Annotated in this window: 14 protein-coding genes and 1 tRNA gene; 8 read left to right on the top strand and 7 right to left on the bottom strand. The window is 64.8% G+C overall.

Annotated elements, in window-relative coordinates:
* The first annotated feature begins 15 nt into the window (after positions 1-15).
* The 8 genes from ACEWPL_RS03600 to ACEWPL_RS03565 all read left to right on the top strand — a co-directional run bounded on the left by ACEWPL_RS03600 (position 16) and on the right by ACEWPL_RS03565 (position 8,798).
* Positions 16-1,242, top strand: coding sequence for a deoxyguanosinetriphosphate triphosphohydrolase (locus ACEWPL_RS03600; protein WP_393930047.1), 1,227 nt, complete (start codon positions 16-18; stop codon positions 1,240-1,242).
* Positions 1,232-3,142 (top strand): cation:proton antiporter, encoded by a 1,911-nt coding sequence (locus ACEWPL_RS03595; protein WP_393930049.1) that lies wholly within the window; start codon positions 1,232-1,234, stop codon positions 3,140-3,142. The genes ACEWPL_RS03600 and ACEWPL_RS03595 overlap by 11 nt, the downstream gene beginning before the upstream one ends.
* A 63-nt stretch (positions 3,143-3,205) precedes the next feature.
* Complete coding sequence (gene argS / locus ACEWPL_RS03590; RefSeq protein ID WP_393930050.1) at positions 3,206-4,951, top strand: arginine--tRNA ligase; 1,746 nt, start codon at positions 3,206-3,208, stop codon at positions 4,949-4,951.
* An 82-nt stretch (positions 4,952-5,033) separates the two neighbouring features.
* Positions 5,034-6,047 (top strand): SPOR domain-containing protein, encoded by a 1,014-nt coding sequence (locus ACEWPL_RS03585; protein ID WP_393930051.1) that lies wholly within the window; start codon positions 5,034-5,036, stop codon positions 6,045-6,047.
* A gap of 21 nt (positions 6,048-6,068) precedes the next feature.
* Positions 6,069-7,079: a beta-N-acetylhexosaminidase gene (nagZ, locus tag ACEWPL_RS03580; RefSeq protein WP_393930053.1), complete on the top strand. Its 1,011-nt coding sequence runs from the start codon at positions 6,069-6,071 to the stop codon at positions 7,077-7,079.
* A complete protein-coding gene (locus ACEWPL_RS03575) occupies positions 7,069-7,863 on the top strand; it encodes a segregation and condensation protein A (RefSeq protein WP_393930055.1) in 795 nt (264 codons plus the stop codon). The genes nagZ and ACEWPL_RS03575 overlap by 11 nt, the downstream gene beginning before the upstream one ends.
* 43 nt (positions 7,864-7,906) lie before the next feature.
* Positions 7,907-8,527, top strand: coding sequence for an SMC-Scp complex subunit ScpB (scpB, locus tag ACEWPL_RS03570; protein WP_420744327.1), 621 nt, complete (start codon positions 7,907-7,909; stop codon positions 8,525-8,527).
* Between the two features lie 70 nt (positions 8,528-8,597).
* The gene (locus tag ACEWPL_RS03565) at positions 8,598-8,798 is read left to right on the top strand and encodes a hypothetical protein (RefSeq protein WP_393930059.1); all 201 of its coding nucleotides are present in this window, start codon (positions 8,598-8,600) and stop codon (positions 8,796-8,798) included.
* 24 nt (positions 8,799-8,822) lie between these two features.
* On the opposite strand, the gene ACEWPL_RS03560 is transcribed toward ACEWPL_RS03565, so the two are convergent.
* The 7 genes from ACEWPL_RS03560 to rpmF form a co-directional block, all read right to left on the bottom strand.
* Positions 8,823-9,899 (bottom strand): 2'-deoxycytidine 5'-triphosphate deaminase, encoded by a 1,077-nt coding sequence (locus tag ACEWPL_RS03560; protein ID WP_393930061.1) that lies wholly within the window; start codon positions 9,897-9,899, stop codon positions 8,823-8,825.
* A gap of 110 nt (positions 9,900-10,009) precedes the next feature.
* Positions 10,010-10,086 (bottom strand) — tRNA-Pro (locus tag ACEWPL_RS03555).
* Between the two features lie 67 nt (positions 10,087-10,153).
* Entirely contained in the window at positions 10,154-11,047 is an 894-nt protein-coding gene (locus tag ACEWPL_RS03550) for a MerR family transcriptional regulator (protein ID WP_393930063.1), read from the bottom strand.
* Positions 11,048-11,049: 2 nt separating this feature from the next.
* Complete coding sequence (ihfA, locus tag ACEWPL_RS03545) at positions 11,050-11,352, bottom strand: integration host factor subunit alpha (RefSeq protein WP_393930065.1); 303 nt, start codon at positions 11,350-11,352, stop codon at positions 11,050-11,052.
* A 122-nt stretch (positions 11,353-11,474) separates the two neighbouring features.
* Positions 11,475-12,449, bottom strand: a complete 975-nt coding sequence (locus ACEWPL_RS03540) for a beta-ketoacyl-ACP synthase III (protein WP_393930067.1) — start codon at positions 12,447-12,449, stop codon at positions 11,475-11,477.
* Positions 12,446-13,570 carry a phosphate acyltransferase PlsX gene (plsX, locus tag ACEWPL_RS03535; RefSeq protein WP_393930219.1) on the bottom strand — a complete coding sequence of 375 codons (1,125 nt, stop codon included), beginning with the start codon at positions 13,568-13,570 and terminating at the stop codon, positions 12,446-12,448. The genes ACEWPL_RS03540 and plsX overlap by 4 nt, the downstream gene beginning before the upstream one ends.
* A 144-nt stretch (positions 13,571-13,714) precedes the next feature.
* Positions 13,715-13,921: a 50S ribosomal protein L32 gene (rpmF, locus tag ACEWPL_RS03530; RefSeq protein WP_393930069.1), complete on the bottom strand. Its 207-nt coding sequence runs from the start codon at positions 13,919-13,921 to the stop codon at positions 13,715-13,717.
* Between the last annotated feature and the right edge of the window lie 115 nt (positions 13,922-14,036).

The raw sequence follows: 14,036 nt of genomic DNA, 5'->3' as shown, positions 1-14,036 counted from the left end.
AAGGAGGCCGCCCATATGACCGCTCCTACTAGGCCCGATATCGCCGCGCATCCCGGCCAGTCCCGCGGGCGCCTGGTGGCCGAGGAGGAAAGCGCGTTCCGCTCCTGCTTTCAACGTGACCGCGACAGGATCATCCATTCCAGCGCCTTTCGCAGGCTTAAGCACAAGACGCAGGTCTTTGTCGCGCATGAGGGAGATTATTTTCGCACCCGCCTGTCCCATTCGATTGAGGTGGCGCAGGTAGCGCGGACGATTTCCGGCGCGCTTGGTCTCAATGCCGAACTGACCGAGGCGGTGGCCCTGGCGCATGATCTGGGTCACACGCCCTTTGGCCACACCGGCGAGGATGCGCTGCACGCGCTGATGGCGCCCTATGGCGGGTTCGATCACAACGCGCAGGCCATCCGCATCGTCACCCGGCTGGAGCGGCATTATGCCGAATTCGATGGGCTGAACCTGACATGGGAGACGCTGGAGGGGCTGGCCAAGCATAACGGCCCCGTCACGCCCAGCGGGGGACAGGGCACCGGCAATCTGCCCTACGCGCTGGCCGAGTATAACGCGCGTCACGATCTGGAACTGCACACCCATGCCAGCGCCGAGGCGCAGGTGGCCGCGCTGGCCGATGACATCGCCTATAACAATCACGACCTGCATGACGGCCTGCGCGCAGGGCTGTTCACCGAGGACGAGGTTTCCGAGCTGCCGATCCTCAAGGACTGCTATGGCGGGGTTGATCGCCTCTATCCCGGCCTCGACTCCTATCGCCGCCGCCACGAGGCGCTCAGGCGTGTCTTCGGCGTCATGGTCGGGGACGTGATAGAAGCGTCCCGCGCGATCATTGCCGAGGCCAGACCGGCCGGCAGCGAGGCGGTGCGCCATCTGGGGCGCCCCGTGATCCGGTTTTCGGACGCGCTCTGGCGCGATCTGCAGGGGGTGCGCAAATTCCTCTTTACCCGCATGTACCGCGCCCCGATGGTGATGGTGCAACGAGCCCAGGCAACCAATGTGGTCGAAGGGTTGTTTCCATTCTACATGGAGAAGCCCGAGCACCTCCCGCGCCGCTGGCAAAGCGATGTGAAGGCGGCGAAGGATACGACCGAACTGGCCCGGCTGGTCAGCGACTATATTGCCGGAATGACCGACCGATACGCGCTGGCGCAGCACGCCACGCATCTGGGCGGCCCCGGCGGCGCAGGGTCCTGGCCCAGCACAGCAGGAGAGATGATGAATGGCAGTTGAAAGCGCGGGCGCGATGAGCCCGGTCATGGCCTTTGCGCTGGTAGGGGCCATCGGCGTCGGCTCGCAATGGATCGCGTGGAAGCTGCGCCTGCCGGCCATCGTGCTGATGCTGATGGCGGGCCTCGCCATCGGGCCGGGTCTGGGCATCTTCAATCCCGAGCGGGATATCGGCCCCTTGATGACCCCGATGATCTCAATCGCGGTGGCGATCATCCTCTTCGAGGGGGGGATGACGCTTAATTTGCATGGGTTGCGTGAGGCCGCAAGCGGCGTCAAACGCCTTGTTTTCATTGGCGCGCCCGTGGGCTGGGCCGGATCGGCAGCGGCGCTGCACTACATTGCAGGGCTCAGCTGGCCCAGCGCGGCGGTCTTCGGCGGTATCATGATCGTCACCGGCCCTACGGTCATCGCGCCCCTCCTACGGACCGCGCGGCTCAGCAAGCGTCCCGCGCAACTCCTGCAATGGGAGGCGATCGTCAACGATCCCATCGGCGCGCTGGCGGCGGTTCTGGCCTTCGAGGTGGTTCTGGTTCTCTTTGCCAGCGAAACATTCGGCGCCGCGATCTGGGATATGGGCATCGGCATCGTGGTGGCGACCGCGATGGGCGTTGCCGCCGGTTGGGCCTTGTCCGAAGGGTTCCGGCGGGGCCGGGTGCCCGAATACATGAAGGTTCCGGTGCTTTTCGCGTCGCTCTTGCTTGTCTTTGCGCTGTCCGACGGGCTGCTGCATGAAAGCGGCCTTCTGGCCGTGACGATCATGGGGTTTTACATCGCGAATGCGGGCCTGCCCAGCTATACCGAGCTGCGCCGCTTCAAGGAGCATGCGACGGTCTTGCTGGTTTCGGGCGTGTTTATCCTGCTGGCGGCCTCGATGAATATCGAGCGGCTCAGCCTTCTGGGCTGGCCTTCGGTGATCTTTGTCCTCGCCGTGATCCTGATCGTGCGCCCGGTTACGGTGATGACCTCGCTCGCCTTCAGCAACGTGCCCATGCGCGAGCGGATCCTCGTCGCCTTCACCGGCCCGCGCGGCGTGGTTCTGGTGGCGGTTGCGGGGCTCTTTTCGGACAGGCTGGTCGATGCGGGCATCGAGGATGCGGCGCTGCTGACGCCTCTGGCCTTCGCGCTGGTGGCGGCCACGGTGGTCCTGCACGGCTTTACCTTGCGCCCGCTGGGCCGGGCGCTGGGTCTGGCCGGCGCGCATGTGCCGGGCGTGATCTTCGTTGGCGGATCGCGTTTCTCGTCCGCCTTTGCCGAGGCGCTGAAGGACGAGGAAATCCCGGTCCTGATCGCCGATGCCAACCGCGCCCGCCTGCGCAGCGCGCGCGAATTGGGCCTGCCGATCTACGTGGGCGACATCCTGTCGGATGGGGCCGAGCATGGGGTCGAGTTCATCAGCTTTGGCCGGGTTGTCGCCACCTCCGACAACGACGCTTACAACACGCTTGTGGCCACGGACCTCGCCCCCGAATTCGGGCGCGAGCATGTCTACCAGCTCAAGCGCGCCAAGCAGGAGCAGACGCGCCACGCGCTGCCTGCCACGCTGGGCGGGCGCAGTATCGCGGGTGGGTTGCGCTATCTGGAACTGGCGCAATACATGCAGCAGGGCTGGGAGGTGCGCGCCACCAACCTGACCGAGGAATACGGGCTGGACGCGTGGCGCAACGACAACCCCGAGTCGATCCCGCTGGCCGAGGTGACGCCGGGGCGCGCCCTGCGGATCCTTGCCGCCGATGCCGAGCTCAAGGCCGGGGCGGGCATGCGCATGTTGGCCCTGTCGCCCGGGCGCGACCGCACCGGTGAGGCCGCCGAGCGCAATGGCGAGAACGACGCACAAGAGGCCGCCAAGGATGAAGCTGTGGAGAAGGGCAGCGCGAAGGTGAGCGATCAGCGCAGCGATTGACGCGGCCCGCATCGGTGCTAAGACGGGCGGCGATAATTGGGGCGGAAGTCAAGGAATGATGCGATGAACCTCTTTACCGATATCCGCGCCGCCGTTCTGGAGGCGCTCGGCGCTCTGGAGACCGCGGGAACTCTGCCTGCCGGCCTCGACATGGGCAATGTCACGGTCGAGCCGCCGCGCGATCCCCTGCATGGCGACATGGCGACCAATGCCGCGATGGTGCTGGCCAAGCCTGCAGGTCTCAAGCCGCGTGATATCGCGGATGCGCTGGCCGCCGAGCTGGCCAAGGATGCGCGCATCGACAGCGCAGAGGTGGCCGGCCCCGGCTTTCTCAACCTGCGGCTTTCGCCCGATTGCTGGCGCGGCGTCCTGCGCGCGGTGTTGACCGAGGGCGATGATTTCGGCCGCTCCGCGATGGGGCGGGGCGTGCGCGTCAATGTCGAATATGTCAGCGCCAACCCCACCGGCCCCTTGCATGTGGGCCACACCCGCGGCGCGGTCTTTGGCGATGCGCTGGCGAGCCTGCTGGATTTCTGCGGCTACGACGTTACGCGCGAGTATTACATCAACGACGGCGGCGGGCAGGTCGATACACTCGCGCGGTCCGTCTACCTGCGCTATCTTGAGGCGCATGGCCGCGCCGTCGATTTCCCCGATGGCACCTATCCCGGCGACTACCTGATCGAGACGGGTGAACAGCTTAAGGCCAAGGTCGGCGATGCCTGGGTCGATCAGCCCGAAGAGGTCTGGCTGGCCGAGCTGCGCGAATTTGCGACAGACGCGATGATGGATCTGATCCGCGCCGATCTGAAATCGCTCGGTGTCGAGATGGACAAGTTCAGCTCCGAAAAATCCTTCTACGGTACTGGCCTGATCGAGAAGGCAATTGCGTCGCTCGACGAAAAGGGCCTGATCTATGAGGGCGTTCTGGAGCCGCCCAAGGGCAAGATGCCCGAGGATTGGGAGCCGCGCGAACAAACGCTCTTCCGCTCGACCGCGCATGGCGACGATGTGGACCGGCCCGTCAAGAAGTCTGACGGCGCCTGGACCTATTTTGCGCCCGATATCGCCTATCACTACGACAAGGTCACGCGCGGCTTTGACATGCTGATCGACGTCTTCGGCGCCGATCATGGGGGCTATGTCAAACGCATGAAGGCGGCCGTCTCGGCGCTTTCGGATGGCCGCGTGCCGCTCGACATCAAGCTGACGCAGCTGGTCAAGCTCTACAAGAACGGCGAGCCTTTCAAGATGTCCAAGCGGGCAGGGACGTTCGTCACCCTGCGCGACGTGGTCGAACTGGTCGGCGCGGACGTGACCCGCTTTGTCATGCTGACGCGCAAGAACGATGCGCCGCTCGATTTCGATTTTGACAAGGTGCTCGAGCAGTCCAAGGACAATCCGGTCTTTTACGTGCAATACGCCCATGCGCGCGTTTGCTCGGTTCTGCGCAAGGCCGAGGCGGCGGGCATCGACGTGTCGGATGCGGCCCTGAACGGCGCGGATCTGAACCTGATCGCCCACGAGGCCGAACTGGCGCTGGCGCGCAAGATCGCCGAGTGGCCGCGCCTGGTCGAGATCGCAGGTCGCACCGGCGAGCCGCACCGCGTGGCCTTCTACCTCTATGATCTGGCGTCCGATCTGCATGCGCTCTGGAACCGGGGCCATGACGTGCCTGAGCTGCGATTCATCCAGGAGGGCGATCCAGCCACAAGTCAGGCGAAAATCGCGCTGGCCAAGGCCGCAAGCGTTGTCATTTCCGCAGGTTTGGGTATCTTGGGCGTCACTCCGGCAGAAGAGATGCGATAAAAATCGCGCGCCGCCGGGGGCAATGAGGCAGAATTCATTCCCTCGGCTGGCCATGTCCCGCCGGGCGGGCAAGAGGCGGAACATGGCAGATCATAATGCACACGAGACCCCGCGCGGCCATAATGGCAATGCGTCTGACGGCGCGTATCACAATGCGCAGACCGCGCCCCGCTGGGAGGATGAGCCGCAAGCGCCCGGCGCGCTGACACGCGCGACCTACGCGGTTGGGTCCATAGTCTCGGTCGCGCTGGTCATCGGCCTTGGGGTCTGGGGCTACAAGCTGCTCGTGCGCGACGTCAGCGGCGTGCCGGTCATCCGCGCCGCCGAAGGGCCGATCCGCGTGCAGCCCGAGGATCCGGGCGGACGCCAGGCGCAGAACCAAGGGCTTTCCGTCAACGACGTTGCTGCCGTGGGCACGGCGGGCAAGGCCCCGGACGAGCTGATCCTCGCCCCCGCGCCGCTGGACCTGACCGAGGATGACGCGCCCGCACGGGTGCAGCAAGCCGAGGTCCAGACACCCGAGCCGAAGGCCGAAGAAGCACCCGAGGCGACAGCGGAACCGGCTGAGTCCACACCCGAGGCGACGGACGAGGGCGGCACGGATGAAATGCTGGCGCTGGCCGAAGCGATCAGCGAGGGCATCACCCCGATGGAGCCGCTGAGCGAGGCCGAGCCCGCCGAAGCCGAAGTGGCCGAAGAGGCTGGCGAAGAGCAGAATACTGGCGCCACGACCGCATCGCTGCGCCCGAAGGCCCGCCCGGCCGATCTGAGCAATATCCGCCAGGTCGTCGCCGCATCGGCCCCCGATGCCGAGGCCCGCGATATCGACCCCGAGAGCATCACCATCGGCACAAGGCTGGCGCAACTCGGCGCATTTTCCAGCGAAGAGATCGCCCGCGAAGAGTGGCAGAGGCTCGATGCGCGCTTCGAGGAATATCTTGAGGGCAAGGACCGCGTCATTCAGCGCGCGACAAGCGGCGGGCGGACCTTCTACCGCCTGCGCGCCATGGGCTTCGAGGATCTGGCCGATGCGCGCCGGTTTTGCTCGGCTCTGGTTGCGGAAAAGGCCGAGTGTATCCCGGTGGTTACCCGCTAAACTTAAATTCAGGCAATTCGCATGACCCATTTTGGCGCCACCATCCTTGATGCGACGGGCACACGTCTCAGCGCAGAGGAAAAACGCTTCTTCGCAAAGGCGGACCCGTTCGGCTTCATCCTTTTCCGCCGCAATATAGAGAGCGCGGATCAGGTGCGCGCCCTTTGCGCCGAGATGCGCGATGCGGTGGGACGGGACGCGCCGATCACCATCGATCAGGAGGGCGGGCGTGTGCAGCGTCTGCGCGCGCCGCTCTGGCGTGACTGGCCCGCACCGCTGCCTCAGGTTGAGGCGGCGGGCGAAGACGCGCGTGAGGTCATGTATCTGCGCTATCGCCTGATCGCGCACGAGTTGCATGCGCTTGGCATTGACAGCAATTGCGCACCCCTCGTCGATGTGGCCGGCCCGCAAACCCATGATTTCTTGCGCGATCGCTGCTATGGCACTGATCCCGCGCGCGTGGCTGAGCTGGGCCGCGCGGTGGCCGACGGCCTTTTGGATGGCGGCGTGCTGCCGGTGCTCAAGCACATCCCCGGTCATGGCCGCGCACAGGCCGACAGCCATCTGGACCTGCCTGTTGTCGAGGCGGGTCTCGACGCGCTAAAGGCCTCCGATTTCGCTCCTTTCAAGGCGCTGAACGACTTGCCGATGGGTATGACCGCGCATCTGGTCTACGCGGCCATTGACGACCTGCCCGCCACCATTTCGCCCCGCATGATGCACCTCATCCGCGAGGAGATCGGCTTTGATGGGCTGATCATGACCGACGATATCTCGATGAAGGCGCTCAGCGGCAGCCTGACCGAGATCACCCGCGCCTCGCTCAACGCAGGCTGCGATGTCGTGCTTTTGTGCAATGCCTCGCTGGAGGACCGCCGCGCCGTGGCGGAGGCCGCGGGGCGCCTTGATGACGCCGGACAGGCCCGTGCCGAGGCGGCGCTAACCGCGCGCCGTACGCCCACGGAGGTTGACATTTCCGCGCTGGAGGCAAAGCTGTCCGCCATGAGCGGCGGCGTTGCATATGGCGGATGACGATTGGGAGGCGCAGCGCGACAGCGTTGCCGAACGGCAGGCTGCCGAGGCACTGATCGTCGATGTCGACGGCTTCGAAGGGCCGCTCGACCTGCTGCTGACGCTCAGCCGTACGCAGAAGGTGGACTTGCGCAAGATTTCAGTTCTCCAACTCGCGCGCCAATATCTTGAATTTGTCGAGAAGGCCCGCCAGCTGCGGTTGGAGCTGGCCGCCGATTACCTTGTCATGGCCGCATGGCTCGCCTTTCTGAAGTCCCGGCTGCTGCTGCCGCCAGATCCCGAAGAAGATGGCCCCTCGGGCGAGGATCTGGCCGCTCATCTGGCATTCCAACTGGAGCGTTTGCAGGCGATGCGCGATGTCGCTGCCCGGCTTATGGCGCGAGGCCAGTTGGGACGCGATTTCTTTGCGCGCGGCCGGCCCGAAGAGGTCACGCGCAGACGTAGCGTGCGCTACACAGCGACGCTTTTGGACCTGATGCAGGGCTATGCCCGCACTCGCACCCGCGATGAATTCCGCCCCTATGCGATGGACCGGGAGGCGATCTTTTCGCTTGAACAGGCGCTGGACCGCATGCGCGGGCTGATCGGGTTTGGGGGTGACTGGACTGACATCTCGACCTATCTGCCCGAAGGGTTCGGCACCGATCCCGCTCGGCGCCGCTCGGCCATGGCCTCTACCTTTGCGGCGTCGCTGGAGCTGGCCAAGGAGGGCCGTGTCGAGCTGCGGCAGGGCGAGGTCTTCGGGCCTATCGAGTTGCGAAAACGGGATGAGAAGCGTGGCTGAAGATATTGATGACACCGGCGAAAGCCTTTTTGCCGCCCCGCCCATGGGTGAGCAGGAGCGCATGGTCGAGGCGATCCTCTTTGCCGCGTCCGACCCTGTCGGCGTTCGCGAGCTGGAGGCGCGTCTGCCCCATGGCAGCGATCCCGCCGAGGCGCTGGTGCATCTGCGCAAGCGCTACGAGGGGCGCGGGGTTCAGCTGATGCGGGTGGGCGACGGCTATGTCATGCGTACGGCGCCCGATCTGGGCTTCCTGATGGAACGCGAGACGGTGGAGACCCGCAAGCTGAGCCGCGCCGCGATCGAGACGCTGGCGATCATCGCCTACCAGCAGCCCGTCACCCGTGCCGAGATCGAGGAAATTCGCGGCGTCTCGGTCAGTCGCGGGACCGTCGATCAACTGCTCGAGCTGGAGTGGATCCGGTTTGGCCGGCGCCGCATGACGCCGGGCCGGCCGGTGACTTTCGTGGTGACAGATACCTTTCTGGGCCATTTCGGGTTGGAAAGCGCCCGCGATCTGCCCGGCCTCAAGGAGTTGCGGGCCGCAGGCCTATTGGATAGCCGCCTGCCACCCATGTCGATGCCGGGCGCATCCGCCGGTGAGGGCGAGGACGAGGATGAAGGCCCGCTGGACGAGGGCGATCAGAGCGAGCTTTTTGAAGAATAAGCGCCCGGTGCCCTGAAATCTGCACTATTCGATGCTATGTTGCTATCACGAGGAAAAGCAGGAGGGCGCCATGAACGCCAATCAACTGATCTCCATGGCGATGCGCATGATCATGCGCCGCCTGATGCGGTCCGGCATGGACGCCGGTATCGGCGCGATGGGCAAACGGATGTCCAAGGGCAAGGATGCCGGGCGATCACCCAATGCGTCAGAGACGCAGAAACGTGCCCGCAGCACGATGAAGATTGCGCGCCGCATGGGGCGGATGTAGTTCATTCACTGCATTTAGTAGGATCTATACGGCCTTGAAATGTTTGGATAGCTTAAGGCCTTGGCCTTGGTAATTGGACTTGAGTCCGGCGCCGTAGAGTGTGGCAGGCCTTTGGCTCATCCGCTCATAGATCAGGCGGCCAACGATCTGGCCATGCTCCAGAACAAACGGCGCCTCGTGGCAGCGTACCTCAAGCACTCCGCGTGAGCCTGTGCCGCCCGCCGCATCGTGGCCAAAGCCGGGGTCGAAGAACCCGGCATAATGCACGCGAAACTCCCCAACCATGGCAAGGTAGGGCGCCATCTCGGCGGCGTAGTCGGGCGGGATGTGCACCGCCTCGCGGCTGACGAGGATATAGAACGCGCCGGGATCGAGAATGATCTGGCCGTGACCCGAATGGATTTCCTCCCAGAACTCGTCGGGCGGGTAATGGCCGATATTGTCGAGGTCGATCACACCCGTATGCGGCTTGGCCCGGTAGCCGACCAGCGTGCCGGCGGCAGGCCGCAAGTCGACCGAAAACCCGAGGCCGTCATCAATGACCGGATCGCTATCGACCAGCTTGTCCGACGCATGGAGCGCCGTCAGCTCTGCATCCGTCAGCGCGGCGCCGCCATCGCTGAAGCGGATCTGGTTGAGGCGCATCCCAGGCCGCACCAGCACGGAAAAAGAGCGTGGGCAGATCTCGGCATAAAGAGGCCCGGTATAGCCCGCCGGGATCCGATCGAATTCTGCGCCGCCATCCGTGATGGCCCGCGTTAGCAGGTCCAGCCGGCCCGTTGAGGATTTGGCATTGGCGGTGGCCTGAACGCCCTCGGGCAGAGCCAGCGATTCCATCAGCGGCACCACGTAGACGCAGCCCTTTTCCAGCACGGCGCCGGCAGTCAGATCGATGCGGTGCATTTCAAACTCGGCAAGCCGATCCGCGACGCGGCGGCCGTGACCGGCCAGAAACGAGGCCCTGACGCGATAGGCCACGGTGCCAAGGCGCAGGTCAATGCTGGCGGGCTGAATCTGCTCGGGGCGCACGGGCGGTGTGGCGGTAATGGCGCCGTCCGCGATCAGACCTTCTAATTCCTGGCTGGAGAGAACCCCGGTCATCGCTATGCCCCTATCACACTTGGGCTTAACTACCCGCGTTGGCGGCCCGATGCAATTGTTTGGAAAAACGATCTGGCAGTGCGTGAAAGGATGCTGGGGAAGGGTGGTAATGGTCGGGCTAGCAGGACTCGAACCTGCGACCTTCCGTCCCCCAGACGGACGCGCTACCAGGCTGCGCCATAGCCCGACGATGGCGCTTTCTTACCTGTTTTGGCGGCGGCGACAAGGGCTAAATCCGATTTTTCGTTATCGCCTCAGGATGAACTGCGCCCATCGCCCATGCGCTGCCGCAGATCGGCGAGCCGGTTGGCGATATCGGCATATTCAACGACCTCCGCAGCGGTGACGCGGCCACGCCCGGCGAGCTGTCCGATGATCGAGGCCGGCGCAGGCATGGTGTCGGGCGGATCATCGGGCGTGTCGACGGGGGGGATGCTCTGGCGCTCGGGCGCGGGCGCAGGAGCGGATTGGCCCGCCTCTGCCTCGGGCGTCGGGTCACCCGAATCGGCAGTCTCGTCCGCGGCCATCTCCGCCGGTGCAGGGCTGTCCGTGGCAGTTTGGTCGGGCGGCGCGGCCTGCGAAGCGGAGCTGTCCTCCGGCGTGGTCTCATCGATTACGCTTTCGGTCTGGTCCGCCTCGGCAGTATCGGCACCCGCCTCAACGGCCTTGCCATCCGCGGCGGCCTCTGCTTCAGCGATATCCTCGGCTGACGCTTCCACGCTGGTCACCTCGGCAGCGTCTTCGTCTGCAGGCGTCTCGTCCTGCGGCTGGCTACCGGCGGGCCGTTCAAAGCTCACAACCTGACCGCGCGGCTCTTCTTCGGCCTCGGGCACGTCGAGCGCGATATCGGCAACGGTGCCTTCCAGATCGGCGTCGAGTGGCGGCGAGAGAGACGCCACGTGGCGCACGCCCTGATCGCGCATCACCTTTTGCACGCCCTTGATGGTCATGCCGTCGTCATGCAGCAATTTACGAATGCCGCCAAGCAGTTGCATGTCGGCAGGGCGGTAATAGCGCCGCCCGCCGGCGCGCTTGACCGGCTTCACCTGGGTGAACTTGCTCTCCCAGAAGCGCAGCACATGAGCGGGAATGCCCAGCCAGTCTGCGACTTCGCTGATGGTGCGAAAGGCGTCCGCGGATTTGGACATGATCAGCGCTTGTTCCCGGCCGCCACGCGATCCTTCATCAGATGCGAAGGACGAAAGCTGAGGACGCGGCGCGGATTGATCGGGACTTCTTCTCCGGTCTTCGGATTGCGCCCGACGCGGGCCGATTTTTCGCGTACGGAAAATGTGCCGAAGGACGAGATTTTCACCTGTTCGCCGCGCACCAGCGCATCCGACATATGTTCGAGCACGCTTTCAACTAATTGAGATGAATCGTTTCGGGACAGGCCGACCTCACGGAAAATCGCTTCGCTCAGGTCCATCCGCGTCAAAGTCTTGTCACTCATCGCCATCCCCCATACGCAATTTCAGCAACAATAGGGGCGAAGAAATTTGCGAGTCAATTACAATGGCTTGCAAGGGGCTGTTTAAGCGGGATTTGTGCCGCCGAAGACCGCCGGGGGCAGATCTACCAGCGCAGAGCCACCGCGCCCCATGCCAGACCGCCACCGATGGCCTCGCTGAGAATCAGATCACCGCGCTTTAGCCGGCCATCCGCGACGCCGACCGACAGGGCCAACGGGATAGATGCGGCGGAGGTATTGCCGTGGTCCTGGACCGTCAGGATCACATGATCCATCGGCACGCCCATCTTCTTGGCGGTGCCCTGGATGATGCGGATATTGGCCTGATGCGGCACGATCCAATCGACATCTGCGGCCGTAACCCCGGTCTTGGTCAGGGCCGCCTCGGCGGTCGAGGCCAACTTGTCCACCGCCTGGCGGAACAGGGGATTGCCCTGCATGCGCACCTTGCCCGACGTGCCGGTGCTCGAGACGCCGCCATCGACATAGAGCATGTCGCGATAGCGCCCGTCGGAATTGAGGTCGGTCGCCAGAATGCCGCGATCATCCGAGGTGCCCGCTCCGTCCTCGGCCCCGAGGATCAGCGCGCCGGCGCCGTCGCCGAAAAGCACGCAGGTGCTGCGGTCGGTCCAGTCCATGATACGGCTGAATGTCTCGGCGCCGATCACCAGAAGGCGGTCGGCCTGGCCCGAGACGATCATCGCATTGGCATTGCAAAGCGCATAAATGAAACCCGCGCAGACAGCCTGCACGTCGAAGGCAAACCCGTGCGTCATGCCCAACTCGGCCTGCACCATGGTGCCGACCGAGGGAAAGGTGAGGTCAGGGGTCGAGGTGGCGACGATGATGCCGTCGATCTCGTCAATGCCGATGCCTGCATTTTCCAGCGCCGCCCGCGCCGCGCGCACGGCAAGGTCAGAGGTGGTCTGGCCCTCGGCGGCGAAATGGCGCCGCTCGATCCCCGAGCGCGTGCGGATCCACTCGTCGCTGGTGTCCACCAGCTTCTCGAAATGAGAGTTCGGCACGATGCGGTCAGGCAGGTAATGCCCGATCCCGAGAGCGACAGCGCGGCGGGTCATTGGGATTTCTCCGTTGTGGCTTCGTCATCGGAATCGTCTTGGGCGGGCAGGGCGGCCGAGGCAACGCGCGAGGCCAGCTTCTCTGAAAAGCCGGTTTGCGCCAGTTGAAAGGCCAGCTTGACCGCGGCCGAAACGCCGGTGGCATCGGCAGCGCCGTGGGATTTGACGACCGTCCCGTTGAGGCCCAGGAAAACGCCCCCATTGACGCGCCGCGGGTCGATACGCTTTTTCAGGCGGCGCAGCGACGGGTAGGCAAGGACCGAGGCGATGCGTGACAGCCAAGAATACCGGAAAGCCTCGCGCAGCTCGTCGGCGATCAGCGTGGCGGTACCCTCGCCTGTTTTCAGGGCGACGTTGCCGGTAAACCCATCGGTCACGATGACATCGCAGATATCGCCGGGCAGATCGCGCCCCTCGACAAAACCGACAAAGTCGAAATCGGCACCGCGTGCGTGGGCGCGGATCAACTCGTGCGCCTCGCGCAGCTCGGACCGGCCCTTATGCTCCTCGGTGCCGACATTCAGCAGGCCGATGCGCGGACGCGCCACGTTAAGGCCATTGCGCGCATAAGACGCGCCCATCAGCGCATATTGCATGAGATCCTTGGCATCGGCGCTGATATCGGCGCCGCCATCCATCAGCAGGTTGAAACCCTGCGGATTGCGCGAGGGCCACATGACGGCGATGGCGGGGCGATAGATGCCGGGCAGGCGGCGCAGGCGCAGCACCGACATCAGCATCAGCGCGCCGGTATTGCCGCAGCTGACACAGACCGTCGCCTCGCCCGCGCGCACCGATTCCAGCGCGGACCACATCGAGGTATCCTTGCCGTGACGGGCCACATGGCCGGGCTTGTCCTCCATCGTGACGACGCCGGTGGCGTCGCGGATGATGCAGCAATCGGCAAGGCCGCGATGCTTGGCCACAAGCGGCTCAAGCTCGCCGGCGGGGCCGTGCAGGATGAACGCGATGTCGGGGTTCTTGCGCGCGCTGGCGGCGATGCCCGCGACAACCGTCGCAGGGCCCATATCGCCGCCCATTGCGTCTACGGAGATGACCGTCTTGCCCTTGAAGGGCGCTTTGCCGCGTTTCAACGCCCCGGCATCAGGTTCGGCGGTCACATCCGGCGCTGAGCCTGATGATGCGCCGGTCTGCGATGCGCCGGCCTGACCGGCATGGGCCGGCCCAGTGTCTGGACGCGCAGTCATTCAGGCGGTTCGTCCTCAATAATGATCAGGCGCGGCAGGGTCGGGAGCAGGCGCAGCTCAGGCCGCGTCTTCGTCCAGATCGACCTCGTCCGCCAGCGCGACGACTTCACGGTCTGCATAATGGCCACAGGCCGAGCAGACGTGATGCGGGCGCTTCAGCTCGCCGCAATTGGGGCATTCATTGGGGTTGGCGCCCGAGAGGGCGTCATGTGCGCGGCGATTGTTGCGGCGCGATTTCGATACTTTGTTCTGCTGGACGGCCATGTCGCGATCCCGATTCCTGTGGGCCGGTTCGGCCCTGTTTCCATGAGGTTCCGCGGCACATAGTCCGCCTTGGGGCGCCGGTTCAACCCCCAAATCCTGTGAGAGCGCGAAAATA

It is taken from the genome of Roseovarius roseus (assembly GCF_043355935.2).
GTDB classification, from domain to species: domain Bacteria; phylum Pseudomonadota; class Alphaproteobacteria; order Rhodobacterales; family Rhodobacteraceae; genus Roseovarius; species Roseovarius roseus.
This window is presented reverse-complemented; position numbering and strand designations above follow the sequence as displayed.

What these genes read in the sequence shown, in the direction of transcription:
- argS (WP_393930050.1), top strand. Translation starts at nt 3,206, where the DNA reads ATGAACCTCTTTACCGATATCCGCGCCGCCGTTCTGGAGGCGCTCGGC.
- ACEWPL_RS03565 (WP_393930059.1), top strand. Translation starts at nt 8,598, where the DNA reads ATGAACGCCAATCAACTGATCTCCATGGCGATGCGCATGATCATGCGC.
- ACEWPL_RS03585 (WP_393930051.1), top strand. Translation starts at nt 5,034, where the DNA reads ATGGCAGATCATAATGCACACGAGACCCCGCGCGGCCATAATGGCAAT.
- ACEWPL_RS03575 (WP_393930055.1), top strand. Translation starts at nt 7,069, where the DNA reads ATGGCGGATGACGATTGGGAGGCGCAGCGCGACAGCGTTGCCGAACGG.
- scpB (WP_420744327.1), top strand. Translation starts at nt 7,907, where the DNA reads ATGGGTGAGCAGGAGCGCATGGTCGAGGCGATCCTCTTTGCCGCGTCC.
- ACEWPL_RS03600 (WP_393930047.1), top strand. Translation starts at nt 16, where the DNA reads ATGACCGCTCCTACTAGGCCCGATATCGCCGCGCATCCCGGCCAGTCC.
- ihfA (WP_393930065.1), bottom strand. Translation starts at nt 11,352, where the DNA reads ATGAGTGACAAGACTTTGACGCGGATGGACCTGAGCGAAGCGATTTTC.
- ACEWPL_RS03550 (WP_393930063.1), bottom strand. Translation starts at nt 11,047, where the DNA reads ATGTCCAAATCCGCGGACGCCTTTCGCACCATCAGCGAAGTCGCAGAC.
- ACEWPL_RS03560 (WP_393930061.1), bottom strand. Translation starts at nt 9,899, where the DNA reads ATGACCGGGGTTCTCTCCAGCCAGGAATTAGAAGGTCTGATCGCGGAC.
- nagZ (WP_393930053.1), top strand. Translation starts at nt 6,069, where the DNA reads ATGACCCATTTTGGCGCCACCATCCTTGATGCGACGGGCACACGTCTC.
- rpmF (WP_393930069.1), bottom strand. Translation starts at nt 13,921, where the DNA reads ATGGCCGTCCAGCAGAACAAAGTATCGAAATCGCGCCGCAACAATCGC.
- ACEWPL_RS03595 (WP_393930049.1), top strand. Translation starts at nt 1,232, where the DNA reads ATGGCAGTTGAAAGCGCGGGCGCGATGAGCCCGGTCATGGCCTTTGCG.
- ACEWPL_RS03540 (WP_393930067.1), bottom strand. Translation starts at nt 12,449, where the DNA reads ATGACCCGCCGCGCTGTCGCTCTCGGGATCGGGCATTACCTGCCTGAC.